10 protein-coding genes and 1 pseudogene are annotated in these 13,124 nt (G+C 58.4%); 8 read left to right on the top strand and 3 right to left on the bottom strand.

Annotated features, from left to right (window positions below):
* Positions 1-93 precede the first annotated feature (93 nt).
* Positions 94-654, bottom strand: a complete 561-nt coding sequence (locus KHO41_RS39945) for an IclR family transcriptional regulator (protein ID WP_211958714.1) — start codon at positions 652-654, stop codon at positions 94-96.
* A gap of 412 nt (positions 655-1,066) precedes the next feature.
* On the opposite strand from KHO41_RS39945, the gene KHO41_RS39950 reads away from it, so the two are divergent.
* The gene (locus KHO41_RS39950) at positions 1,067-1,516 is read left to right on the top strand and encodes a PaaI family thioesterase (RefSeq protein WP_211958715.1); all 450 of its coding nucleotides are present in this window, start codon (positions 1,067-1,069) and stop codon (positions 1,514-1,516) included.
* Positions 1,517-1,693: 177 nt separating this feature from the next.
* Positions 1,694-2,836 carry a zinc-binding dehydrogenase gene (locus tag KHO41_RS39955; RefSeq protein ID WP_211958716.1) on the top strand — a complete coding sequence of 381 codons (1,143 nt, stop codon included), beginning with the start codon at positions 1,694-1,696 and terminating at the stop codon, positions 2,834-2,836.
* Positions 2,837-2,965: 129 nt separating this feature from the next.
* Here the strand turns inward: KHO41_RS39955 and KHO41_RS39960 are convergent, their stop codons facing one another.
* On the bottom strand, positions 2,966-4,429 hold the full coding sequence (locus tag KHO41_RS39960; protein ID WP_211958717.1) for an efflux transporter outer membrane subunit: 1,464 nt from the start codon (positions 4,427-4,429) through the stop codon (positions 2,966-2,968).
* Positions 4,430-4,538: 109 nt separating this feature from the next.
* On the opposite strand from KHO41_RS39960, the gene KHO41_RS39965 reads away from it, so the two are divergent.
* The 5 genes and pseudogenes from KHO41_RS39965 to KHO41_RS39985 all read left to right on the top strand — a co-directional run bounded on the left by KHO41_RS39965 (position 4,539) and on the right by KHO41_RS39985 (position 11,769).
* Positions 4,539-5,072, top strand: a complete 534-nt coding sequence (locus KHO41_RS39965; protein WP_211958718.1) for a winged helix-turn-helix transcriptional regulator — start codon at positions 4,539-4,541, stop codon at positions 5,070-5,072.
* A gap of 23 nt (positions 5,073-5,095) precedes the next feature.
* Positions 5,096-6,205 carry an HlyD family secretion protein gene (locus tag KHO41_RS39970; protein ID WP_211958719.1) on the top strand — a complete coding sequence of 370 codons (1,110 nt, stop codon included), beginning with the start codon at positions 5,096-5,098 and terminating at the stop codon, positions 6,203-6,205.
* Positions 6,206-6,282: 77 nt separating this feature from the next.
* Positions 6,283-7,821 (top strand): DHA2 family efflux MFS transporter permease subunit, encoded by a 1,539-nt coding sequence (locus KHO41_RS39975; RefSeq protein ID WP_244874263.1) that lies wholly within the window; start codon positions 6,283-6,285, stop codon positions 7,819-7,821.
* Between the two features lie 588 nt (positions 7,822-8,409).
* Positions 8,410-8,951: pseudogene (locus KHO41_RS39980) on the top strand (response regulator); the annotation flags it as partial.
* 487 nt (positions 8,952-9,438) lie between these two features.
* Positions 9,439-11,769, top strand: coding sequence for a bifunctional diguanylate cyclase/phosphodiesterase (locus KHO41_RS39985; RefSeq protein ID WP_211958721.1), 2,331 nt, complete (start codon positions 9,439-9,441; stop codon positions 11,767-11,769).
* A 180-nt stretch (positions 11,770-11,949) separates the two neighbouring features.
* Here the strand turns inward: KHO41_RS39985 and KHO41_RS39990 are convergent, their stop codons facing one another.
* Positions 11,950-12,666, bottom strand: a complete 717-nt coding sequence (locus tag KHO41_RS39990) for a hypothetical protein (RefSeq protein ID WP_211958722.1) — start codon at positions 12,664-12,666, stop codon at positions 11,950-11,952.
* A 272-nt stretch (positions 12,667-12,938) separates the two neighbouring features.
* Between KHO41_RS39990 and KHO41_RS39995 the strand changes: the two genes are divergently transcribed.
* Positions 12,939-13,124 (top strand): hypothetical protein (locus tag KHO41_RS39995; protein WP_211958723.1); only part of this gene is annotated, 186 nt, incomplete at its 3' end.

The following is a 13,124-nucleotide window of genomic DNA, read 5'->3' on the forward strand; positions in this document are numbered from 1 at the left end:
ATCAACTCATCGTGACCGCGCCCTCTACAATCTGAACCGCGTAACATCCCCTCGCGCGCAACGGTCACGTTGCGCCGGAATCGTCGGTCACGTTCACCGGAATACGCAGCTGGCGGGTAGGGCTGCGAGCAAAGCCAGACCTGACGCACTGGTAGCCAATGGCGTCCGGGATCCAACATTTAGGCTGAGTGTCACAATCGATGTGCTGTGGCAGCATTCCAGATACAGCATCGACAGTCGGTCACGCGTCGCCAGGCCAACGACCGCTCCCGTTTCGGCGGCCAGCGATGTCAAGTACGGTCGCGCCACTTGGCGCACATCAAAGTTTGCCACCATCGAACTGCTGAGTGCCGCCGTTGCTATGCCGAGCCGGTACTTTCCGCGGTCCGTAACGAAATGCAAATAGCCCAACTTCGTCAAAGTGTAAGTGAGCCGAGTAACGGTCGATTTCGGCAACCCGCATAGCTTCGCAATTTCGTGGTTGGCAAGGACGCTTTCTCCACCACTAAAACAGCTTAGAACGTCCAGACCACGCGCCAGGGCCGTGACAAAATGACGGTTCCGACTCTCGTCGTTCCGGGCCTCCTCATCGAGTTCATAGCCTTCCTGGGTAGTTGCGTTGCTCAACTCGCCGCGTTTCGATTCTGTTGCCATGTTCGATTTTATTGCGCGGTTCCCGGTCGACCAACAGCGAGGCGCACTACGCCACAGGCACTTAAGCCGGTTACGCATCCTCGTCGGCAGCGGGAAACTTAGCCTGCAGGCTGGTCAGCCACCGCTCACGACATGCCGTTGAGTCGCCTTTTATGATCGTCTCCCCCATTTGCCGGGAAGAAGATCTGCAAGTAAGCCAAACATTGTCGATAGGATTACCATCATAATATAATAAGTTCGGCTTCGGTGCTGGTGACAAGGGCTTGTGCCAAGCCGAGGTTCGCGCTTACCCCTCCTGGCTCCGGGCCCTCGGAGGGAAGTCGCGAGGTTTCGTTACGGCGCATGATGGGCCGAGCCCCTCACGCGAGCGCTGGATTGAGCAGGATCACTATCCGATTTCATGGAGAACCAAATGAGTCTCGTAAATCAAGTCGCAGCTGGCTTGGATGGGTTATCGCAACTGCGCGCGTTACTCGACTCTGGCCGCAGGCCTGGGATGTCACATTCACTAGACATCGACTTTATCGAGGTTGATGCTGGACGCGCTGTGTTTACCGGTATTCCCGGTGAACATGCCTACAATCCTTTGGGGATCGTGCATGGCGGCTATGCAGCAACCCTGCTGGATTCAGCCTGTGGTTGTGCTGTTCATTCGCGCTTGTCAGCAAAACAGGCTTATACCACTTTGGAACTTAAAGTGGCCTACCACAAGGCTATTACGCGAGAAACCGGACTGCTACGTGCCGAAGGCGTAGCACTTAGCGTGGGCCGGCGCGCGGGTTTTGCTGAGGCGAAGCTAGTCGGTGCTGATGGAAAGCTGTATGCATCGGCCACGTCTACCTTATTGATAATGGACCGATGAAGCAGCGACATGTCGCCCTAGATGCACAGTGAAACGTGCACCTACCTCGCTCGCAGGCCTAGTTACCTAAACTCGACATGCACCGCGCCCCTTTTTTGGCTCAGGGGCAGCGGAAACGCAGAGCGCTACCATGGCGGAAAACGGCATTTCGGCAAAAACTCCAACATAGGGGAATTGATGAGTAAATCCATCGCACAAAGCGGCCTTCAACTGCGCTCGCTGATCACAAGTTCAGGAACATTGGAACTTTCACTGGTCGACGAACCGGTGCCAGTCCCGGGTCCCGATGAGGTACTGATTCGCGTTGACGCGTCGCCGATCAACCCATCCGATCTCGGTTTGCTGCTCGGACCGGCGGATCTCTCAACTCTGAAGGTGGCCGGGACCGCCGAACGGCCCATTGTGACGGCGAGCCTGCCTGCGGTGACCTTGCGGGACCTGGCGACACGCCTCGATCAGTCGCTGCCTGTTGGTAACGAAGGAGCCGGTCTGGTAGTCGCGGCCGGCTCGTCTTCTGCCGCGCAAGCACTGCTGAATCGCAATGTGGCGGCGATAGGCGGGGCGATGTACTCGCAGTATCGCTGTGTGCCAGTTGGCCAGTGCATGCCGCTGCCCGACGACGCAACTGCCGTGGACGGTGCCTCGTCGTTCATCAATCCGATCACGGCGCTGGGCATGATCGAGACGATGCGCAACGAAGGACACAGTGCACTGGTTCATACGGCTGCGGCGTCGAACCTCGGCCAAATGCTCAACCGTATTTGCCAAGCCGACGGCGTAAAACTCGTCAACATCGTTCGCAAACCGGAACAAGTCAACCTTTTGCGCGACCAAGGTGCTACCTACGTGTGTGACAGCAGCGCGCCGAGTTTCCTCGACGACCTGACCGAAGCGCTGGTGGCCACAGGCGCCACCATCGCATTTGACGCCATCGGTGGTGGCAAACTCTGCGGGCAGATCCTCAGTTGCATGGAGGCGGCTATCAATCGCACCTCAACGGAGTACAGCCGGTACGGCTCGTCGGTCCACAAGCAGGTGTATCTATATGGCGGACTTGATCGCGGTCTCACAGAGTTCACGCGCAATTTTGGCATGGCGTGGTCGATCGGCGGCTGGTTACTGAGACCCTTTATGCAAAAAGTTGGTCCGGCGGTCATGCAACGCCTGCAAGGCCGAATCGCCAGAGAGCTGAAGACGACCTTTGCTAGCCACTACACCCGGCAAGTCTCCTTGGCAGAGGCACTACAGGCCGATGTTATCGCCCAATACGGACGACCTACCACTGGTGAGAAATACTTGGTCGTGCCCGGCCGAGCATAACCGCGCTTCTGACTATTCGGACGGTCACAGGGCCAACGGCCTGACTGTTCGCAGGAGAAGCAACTCCCGCGTCGACGCGGCGCATTGCGGTGCTATTGCAATGCCACGTGCCGCGGTAGCCGGAAGATCTCAGGACCATCCGCCGCCAAGGGCTCGAAAGGCCGATACGGCAGCACGTGCGTTGTCGGCCTGTACCTTGGCCTGCTGGTCACGGGCTGCCAGCAATTGACGGTCTTGGTCGAGCACTTCAAACAGACTCACCGCCCCGCCCTTGTAGGCATCCTCGGACGCATTGCGAGCGCGTTGTTGGGCGCCCACTTCATTAGCGAGTTCATGACTTTGCGCGTCGAGCTGCGTAAGCGCGATCAGTGCGCCCTCGACATCTGCTGTGGCCTGCAGCATCGATTTGCGATAGTTCGCCAACGCCTCGGCGTAGGCGCCCTTGGCACCCACGACTTCGGCATCGACACGACCGAAATCGAACAGGCGCCAGCGCAGTCCTGCCGGGGCGGCGGGCTGGAAAGCCTGCGCCGTGAACAGCTTGCTGGCCGAGAGGCTTTCGAATCCGAGCAACGCGGATATCGACACCTTCGGATAGTACTCGGCAGTTGCCACGCCGATTCGTGCATTCGATGCGGCCAGATGGCGCTCTGCCGCAATGACATCGGGGCGACGCTGCAGCAAATTGGCGGGCCCCTGCGCCAGGGCGACCTGCGGCACAGTCGGTTCGCTCGTCGAATCGCGCAGTTCCGCAGCATAGGTACCCGGCTGCGCACCCATCAGAACGTCCAGTCGATTGAGCTGCGTGTCAAGCTCGCTGCGAAGCGGCGGGATCGTGACGCGAGTCTGGGCGAGCTGAGCTTCGGCCTGTGCCTGCTCGCGCTCGGCACCAATTCCATCGGCCAGGCGCAATCGCACCAAATCCAGTAGACCTTGGTTAGTCTTGACCTGCTGCTCGGCGATGACTATCCGGTTCTGAGCGCCACGCACGCGGAAGTAGGCATCCGCCGCTTCGGCCGCCACCATAATTCTCACTCCAAGATGATTTGCCTCGGCGGCCTGCAATTCCGCATTGGCTGCCTCGGCGCCGCGCCGCAATCCGCCGGCAATATCAATCTCCCACGACGCGGCCGCGCCAACCGAGTAGAGCGTTTGCCCCCGCTTGTAGCCAGGAACCTGGCTCCCGATCTTGCCGAGCGGGCTTTCCACCGACTGGCGCAGTTTGGTCACATCACCATACGCGCTGCCCTGCGGCAGCAGTTCGGCTCCTGCGAGGTTGGCCGCCGCACGGGCCTGCTCGACGCGGGCAATTGAAGCAGCCATATCGAGGTTTTGGTCCAAAGCCCGCTGAACGATCTTTGTCAACACGGGGTCATTGAAGCCGCTCCACCAAGTGTCCAGAGATACCGGCTCACGCGCCGCATTGACCGACGCAAGTTCCTCCGCGTGCTGATACAGCTTCGGCAATTCGCTTTCCGGCGTGTGGTAGTCGGGGCCTACCGCACTACAGGCTGCCAAGCCAAACGCCACGAGTGCTGAGGCGGCAACTGTCAATGCGTGCCGGACCAAGCCCAAGGGTGCTTTCTTCGACATCTCGATTCCTCTCATCAATTCACGCATCACCTACTCACTTGCATATCAATAGTCACAAGCCTATACTAACTTGCATGTTGATATCAACTTCTTTTTGTGGGGGACGTCGATGAAACGAAAGTCTCACAAAGATGCCCCATGCCCCATGGCGCGGGGCATCGAGCGTATTGGAGATACATGGACCATGCTGATCCTGCGGGATGCCTTTTACGGGACCACGCGCTTCGACGAGTTCCAGAAACGATTGGGCATTGCGCCGAATGTGCTGACGCGGCGCCTGAGCAAGCTCATCGAGGAAGGATTGATATCACGCATGCAGTACAGCGCACATCCGCCGCGCGACGACTACGTGCTCACCGAGCGAGGCCGCGACTTTCGCCCGGTACTGCTAACGCTACTGGCATGGGGCAATCGGCACTACTCAGATGACGGCGAAGCCATTCGCCTCGTCGAGCGCCAGTCCGGCCGCCCGGTACGAGTCGCACTAGTCGACGCCGACACCGGGGAGCGGATTACCGAGACCGATCACTACCTCGCACCAGGCCCAGCGGCCAGTCCGGGTCTGCGGGCACGCCTCGAATGCTCGGCACAAGCCCAGCCCCTCAAATCGACCCCATTCGCGTCCACCGCGGACGCCCTCTGAATACCGAGTACGGAGTTCCTTTCATGACTAGCGTTACCACCGCCAACCGCGCGCCTTCCGACGTTGCACCGTCGAGGCAGACGCAGGGTAAGAAAGCACTGATAATCCGCGCCGGCGGCGCACTGATAGCGTTGGCGGCAGCTGGCTATGGCTACCACTGGTGGACCGAGGGCCGCTTCGTGCAGGACACCGATGACGCCTACGTCGGCGGCGACGTGACTCTGATTGCCACAAAGGTACCGGGTTACCTGACCGAAGTACTGGTGACTGACAACCAGGCGGTGCACGCGGGAGATTTGCTGGCTCGCATCGATGATCGCGATTACCGTGCGGCCCTCGCAAAAGCGGAAGGTGCCGTGGCATCGCAACAGGCTCTGATCGCCAATCTCGACGCACGGACCAAGCTCCAGGAAGCCGTGATTTCGGAAGCAAAGGCTAGCGTTGCTGCTGTCGACGCGGAAGCAGCCCGGGCCCGTGACGATCAGGCGCGTTACGCGAGCCTGGTCGCAAAATTTGCGGTCTCAATCCAGAGCTCCCAGAAGGCAGATGCCGACTACAAGCAGTCGCTCGCCAATACCCAGAAGGCCAAGGCCGGCGTGGAAGCCGCGCAGCGCCAACTCGACGTTATTGCCACGCAGAAGCAGCAGGCGCAAGCCTCCCTGACGCAAGCCATCGCCGAGCGCGATATTGCGAAGCTCAACCTTGGATTCACCGAACTGCGCGCGCCCGTTGACGGCACGGTGGGCAATCGGCGTGCGCGCGTCGGCGCCTACGCCGCCAGCGGGGGACAGCTACTGTCGATCGTGCCCGCCCAGGGGCTATGGGTCGATGCCAACTTCAAGGAAGGCCAGCTTGCTCATATGAAGCCTGGCATGCGCGCCACGATCGTGGCCGACGTCATGCCCGGCAAAGTTTTCCATGGCCGCATCGAAAGCTTGGCGCCAGCCACAGGGGCCCAATTCAGCGTCCTTCCGCCCGAGAACGCCACGGGCAACTTCACCAAGATCGTCCAGCGCGTGCCGGTGCGCATCGTCCTCGACGCGGAAGACGCAAAGCTTGGACTGCTCCGCCCCGGCCTCTCGGTCGTGGCAGAAGTCGATACCCACGGAAATCGGGAAGCGAGCAAGTCATGAGTACCGCAGTCGCAGAAAACCCTCCTGCACGCGCATCAGTCAAGCCTTCGCCCATCCAGTCGCCCGCTGACATGCCGATGGGTACCAAGGTGCTCGCCTTTGCGACGATGTGCGTCGGCATGTTCATCGCACTGCTCGATATCCAGATTGTTTCGGCCTCCCTGCGCGACATCGGTGGCGGCCTTTCCGCCGGCGCAGATGAAACGGTGTGGGTCCAGACGGCGTACCTCATCGCCGAGATCATCGTGATTCCGCTGTCCGGATGGTTGGCGAAGGTGATGTCGACGCGCTGGCTGTTCGCCGCATCCGCCGCCGGCTTCACGGTGACCAGCCTGCTGTGCGGCATAGCCTGGAATATCCAGAGCATGATCGCGTTCCGCGCGGCACAGGGTTTCCTCGGCGGCTCGATGATTCCGATGGTTTTCACCACCCTGTTCGCGTTCTTCGAGGGACGCCAGCGCACGTTGGCAGCTGCCATCATCGGCGGGCTCGCATCGCTGGCGCCGACGCTGGGACCGACCATCGGTGGTTGGATCACCGACAACTTCTCATGGCACTGGCTGTTTTTCATCAACCTTATCCCCGGCGTGTTCGTGACAATTGTCGTGCCGATGCTCGTCAAGATCGACCATCCGGACTGGTCGCTGCTCAAGGGTGCCGACTACCTCGGCATGGTCCTGATGGCGCTGTTTCTCGGCTGCCTAGAATACACGCTGGAAGAAGGCCCCCGCTGGGACTGGCTCGGCGACCCAACCATCCTAACCACGGCGTGGATATCAGGCCTGTCCGGCGTCGGATTCCTGTGGCGATCGCTAACCTACGAGAACCCGGTCGTCGATTTGCGTGCGCTGAAGGACATCAATTTCGCGCTCGGGTGCTTCTTCTCGTTCGTGACAGGCATCGGCATCTTTGCCACCATCTACCTGACCCCGCTGTTCCTGGGACAAGTGAGGGGCTACAGCGCGCTGCAAACCGGGCTCGCGATCTTCTCCACCGGGCTGTTCCAAGTGATGTCCATCCCGTTCTACTCGTACCTTGCAAACCGGGTGGATCTGCGCTGGCTGCTGATGGTAGGCCTTGCACTCTTTGCGCTGTCGATGTGGAACTTCGCACCGATCACGCATGACTGGGGTGGTGCGGAACTGCTGCTCCCGCAGGCAATCCGCGGCATGGCGCAACAGTTCGCGATAGCCCCCACCGTCACGCTGACCCTCGGCGGATTGCCACCCTCACGCCTGAAGCTCGCTTCGGGCTTGTTCAACCTGATGCGCAACCTCGGCGGCGCAATCGGTATCGCGGCATGTGCCACGATCCTCAACGACCGGACCAACCTTCACTTCCTGCGACTGGCCGAGCATTTGAATATCCGCAACGAGGCGATGAGCGCCTTCCTGAACGATACGACCGCTCATGCGCTGGCGCTCAGCAACCAAGTTAACGATGCCAGTGCTGCGGCGATCAAGCAACTTTGGGCGCTGGCCATGCGTGAAGCGCACACGCTTACCTTCTCGGATGCGTTCCTGGCCATCTTCGTGTGCTTCGTGATCGCAACACCGCTAGTGCCACTGATGCACAAGGTCGCCGCGCCGAAGGGCCCGTCGGCGGACGCCCATTGACGAGCACCGGAGGCATAGATGATTCGACACTTTCGAGTACTGGTCTTTGCGTCGGCTGTCGCGGCCGCTATTCTGGCGCCTCCGGCAGGCGCCGCCGGCCGCCCGCCCGCCGCATGACACCGGGGTGGCCTGCTTGCGCGCCGAAAACACCTACTGCAGTCGGCACAGTGACCGCGATTCTATAAATGTGCAAACTGAACATTCAGAATGGCGCAAGGCGAGCGGTGGTCCTTGCTGGAGGGCACCGGAGGTATTCACGTTCCGCCATCGTTGCAGCGCAAACCATCAGTGATGGCGGCAAGGCTACGTAGCGGCCGCCAAGCCAGGCGTGCACGAATGGAACCTTGCGGCCCGAGCGCATCGTAAACGGGAGTTTACGGCTAAAAGCGAGCAGTGGCTGGATAGCATTCCACAATCAACAGGCCACTGCTCCTTCTACATACATACTCCAGATGACATCGGTTGCAGTAGACCGGCGTTCAGGCATCTCCGTTGCGTCACTGTACGGAGGCCTATATCACTTCGAATCCGAGCAGCAACAGACGGGGAGCGCCATGCCTGCCGAGATCGTATATAGGGGAAGTAAGGATGATCAACGTTTTAGTTGCCGACGACCACGCACTGGTGCGCAGTGGACTGTGCCACATCATATCGACATGGGATGATTTCATCGTAGTTGGCGAGGCAGCCAATGGCGCCGGTGTGATTGACCAACTTCGTCGGCATTCTGTTGATCTGTTGCTGCTCGATATGAGCATGCCCGGCCTCAGTGGTCTAGGATTGATCGAGCGCTTGCGTATCGAATGGCCCTCTCTGCGTATCTTGGTGCTTAGCATGCACAACGATCCGCAAATCGTCTCGCGTGCGCTTAATGCTGGGGCAAACGGATATGAACCAAGGACAGCGGCCCAGATGTCCTCCTTGCTGCGATGCGCAAGGTGGAGCAAGGAGGACGCTTCATTGATCCAAGCTTGGTGGAATCGATCCTCTTCAAGGAGGACACCCCACTTCATGATGTGCTATCGAACCGCGAATACCAAGTACTACAGCGAATCGCGGCAGGCGAAAGTGTCAACGACATAGCCCATAGCCTCTCACTGAGCGCGAAGACGATTAGCACACATGGCATGGCTAGTTGACGCTTCCTTCGTCGAGCCTTCTAAAAGATTTCCGCCCAACAAACATCGCGACCAGACTCCGCAGGAAAAGCCCACGCGTCCACGAAAGATCTCCGATAGCGCGCATTGCAGTTCCTTCCTCCGATAATTCAATCCCCTAGTTGCGAGATGAGGCATGCCCGCCCATCAAACACGGATCGGATTAATGTCTTGACAGCCAACACCAAGCGCCCCATCTGCTTCGCAGATAGACAGCTTTTCCTTCCGCATTTGCGCGCAGCCGGGCGAGAAACCTCATGAGAAAGAAGATGGCTAGATTGCTAATGGCTCCCATCCACATCAACGACGGCATGAACTTTGCTTAAAGTTCATTTGACTGTCTCGTTGAGACATATATTTCGTCGACTGACTCGCGACGGGATGCGCCAGATCCAGGGCCGGCGATAACAATCAAGAAGCACGACGGATGCACAGAAACTCTCTTTCCTCAAGAGCAAAGTTGCTTGAAGATGCCGATGTTGAATCCGCGAGCACAATGAAAACCGCATCGTTGCGGTCATCGATCAGACTGCCGACGACAGCCACCTATGACCCCGCAAAATCCGAAGTCGAGTTACTAAAGGCTCGCATCACGGAATGCGAAGTTGATCTCCAGAAGCACCGAGCCGCCTTTACCGAGGCAGAGCGGTTGGCGAGGTTTGGCACGTGGTCTTTTGATGTTCTGGCAAAGCAACCAGATTTCTCCGAAGAAGCGCGCCGCCTGCTCGGCTTTGACGACGTGCATCACATGTCCGCCGCTGTCGACCAACTTGCCCATTTATATAACGAGGACCGTATCCGCATCTCCGAGAGACTGCGTGCGTCCTTGAAGGAGGGCAAAGACTTTGACATGCACATCAGAGTGGTGCGCAAAGATGGCGGACTACGCTGGCTGCGCGTAATCGGTCGGCCCGAGAAGAGCGGCATCTATCAGCCTCGCCACGTCAGCGGAATTCTGGTTGATATTACTGCGCACAAGCGCGATCGGATGAAGCAGCAGGTGGAGCTTGCCGTAACGCGCTTGCTGATGGGTACCGATCCCCTTCCCTACGTAATCGGTAAGATCATTCGAGTCGTATGCCAGACCCTAGGCTGGGAATGGGGTGCATACTGGGCGTTGAATGAAGCGACTGACCAGATGAATCTGATCAAGGGGCTGAGTGTCGACCGCAAGACATACAACGCCTTTGAGCATGCTTCCCGGAAGGCCAGTTTCTCGTCCGGCCTTGGTCTGATCGGTGAAGTGTTCCAAACTGGAGAGTCTCGTTGGATCAACGACGTCACCAGTGACACAACCTTTCTGCGTCGGGATGAAGCTATCGCTGTTGGCCTCCGCGGGGGATTCGCCTTTCCCGTGCGAGTGGACGGCCGGGTGGTTGGTGTCCTCGAGTTCTTCAGTCGTTTCGCGCGCCAACCGGACGCGTCGCTACCGGCGCTCAGCAGAGCCTTAAGTACGCAGATCGGTCAATTCATCCAACGTCAGCTCTCCGACGAACGCATTCGTCATCTCGCCAGCTATGATGACTTGACCGGCCTTCTGAACCGCCAGCAGTTCAATGAGCAGGTACGCCAGACCTTGGACCAGGCTCAGCGCAAACGGCAGCGCATAGGCGTGATGTTCATCGACCTTGACCGGTTCAAGGTAATCAACGACACGCTTGGCCACGACGCAGGGGACGCCGTACTACAAGAGTTTGCCGCGCGCCTGCGTACCGCACTTGGCGGAGCCAACGTTGTAGCGAGATTGGGTGGCGACGAGTTCGCCGTGCTGGTGCCCCAGTGTGACGATGTCGACGTTCTTAACCAGATGGCGACCAAGATACTGCGCAACACAATCGCGCCAGTTCGTCTAGTGGGCAGTGACTACAGGATCAGTGCGAGTATCGGCGTCAGCATCTTCCCAGACGACGGCGTTAGTGCACCTGTTCTGCTACGCGGGGCGGATATAGCGATGTACCGCGCAAAGTCGCGCGGCGGTAACAGTATGCAATTTCATTCAGCCGCAATGGACACCGCATCACCAGAGCGACTGACTCTGGAGGCAAGCCTCGCACAGGCGCTCGTTCGCGACGAACTATCCCTGAACTTCCAGCCAATCTACCATCTGAAATCGCAGTGCGTAATTGGTTTCGAAGCTCTAATGCGTTGGCACCACCCCAACTTCGGCGACGTATCACCCGGCCAATTCATCTCTCTTGCAGAGGAGACCGGATTGATCCGCACCTTGGGGCAATTCGCCTTACGGCGCGCGTGCGAGGAGGCAATGCGATGGCCAGCATTGCTCACGATAGCCGTCAATGTCTCCACTCGGCAGCTCATCGAAAGCGATTTTCTCGAACAGGTGACGAGCACACTGCGCGATACCGGCCTGGCCCCCGAGCGGCTTCGGCTAGAAATTACAGAGAGCGCTCTTATGCGGCAAGCCGCGGTGCCTCTACTCGAACAAATCCGAAAACTTGGCGTGCGCCTGTCAATCGACGACTTCGGAACCGGCTACTCATCACTCATGTATCTCAAACGGCTCCCCTTGGACAGCATCAAGCTTGACCGGAGTTTCGTGCGCGGTCTACCCCATGATCCCAACGACTCCGCAATTGCTTGCGCTGTCATCGCGCTCGGGAAGAGCCTGAAGCTTTCGGTAGTCGCAGAAGGTGTCGAGCGCGTAGAGCAGCGCGACTTCCTCGATGCCGCCGGCTGTGATGCCATTCAGGGCTATTTGCTGAGTCGTCCCATGCCAGGCGCTCAAGTAGCGAGTTGGCTCGACACACACAACGTCCCTGGAGACCTGTGACTCCTGCCAACAGGCGGCTCTCCCTTCCGCGGAGTAGGTCTCTCTTTCCAAGCAGCATGCTCCACGTACGGGCTTCAGATGGCATGTACCGACAGTGAAACAGCAAATGGGAGAAGTGTCGAGGAAAGATAGAGGCGGCGCCAAGGCTGAATTCTCTGCAGACGTCCGCCCCGCTCAGGTTTAGGTCAGATCGATCTTGTGGATATCGATTGCAACCACTGCCCGATCGAGGATGGGGTGATTATCCGGCGTCGTCCTGTATACACAACGCTGAGTGGGGAAGACAATTCCACCAAAGGTCTTGTGCTCAGTCGTGTAGTTTGCGCTCGCGCTGCCACCGATGATGTCAACGCTGTAATCGTGGCGCCGCAGCAGACCGCGATCATCAAAATAGAAAGACTGCTGACGGCTATGGCTGCGGATGTTCTCCGGGAACTCCACCTTCAGCCGCCTCCAGACCTCACCGGATTCTTCCCACGGCTCACCCTCTTCGAGCCTGAATCCAGGCGTACGAAGCAAGAATGGCGTCGTCAAGTAAGTCCAAATTGCGTACCCGGTAAAGTAAATCAATTGCTGTACGTTCCAAGGCGTCATCAGGCTATGTCCGCCAAAGGATTGTGCCGTATCTTGCTGCTCTTCGACTACAGCGCCATCACCGGTAACGATTGCTGTACGGTTACCCTCGAAGAGTCCGATTTGCCCTGCTTTCAGAAAAGGCGAATACGCAGCGTGTTGCCGATGGGGATCAACTTCTACCTTCACCGCCTTCAGAACGTCGGGCCAGCCCTTCAAATGCCAGAGACCAACCGCAGACATGTCGGCAGTGATGCCCTCGATTTCTTGCCAGCGCCCCCATCCACCGTGCGCTTCAATTGCCTTATCCAAAAGATCGCTCATTATGACTTCCTTTAGCTGAGTCCAGTACGTAAAACGACCAAGCGCCACATGCCCTTAGTCGCAACCTCACTCTAGATTAGCACTTGTACATTGCAAGTGCAACGAAAAGACTTGTCTGGCGCGAGGTAGCTACAGGAATTGCCTACCTGCACGGGTATGTAGCTGAATACGGATAGGCTGCGCAAACCTGATCGTACGCGTTTAAAACGGTTGCCTATACCCGGCTGTGAACAAACCGGGAGTGCCAATCGAGGCCAACCACGCGCTCATCAATGAGAATGTTCACATTGGCCCTGCACTTGCTCAGTGCTTGCGCTTCTCAACCAATAGGTTCGCAGGCCGTTACTTTGTATGCAGTCATTTCCCGGCGTCTATCAAACGGGTCGCTGAATGAGGATGATGGTGTCCACCCACCACAGGAGGATACCGATGAAAGAGAAATCCCCGGAACTGAAAGT

It is taken from the genome of Cupriavidus numazuensis, from assembly GCF_905397435.1.
Classification (GTDB): domain Bacteria; phylum Pseudomonadota; class Gammaproteobacteria; order Burkholderiales; family Burkholderiaceae; genus Cupriavidus; species Cupriavidus numazuensis.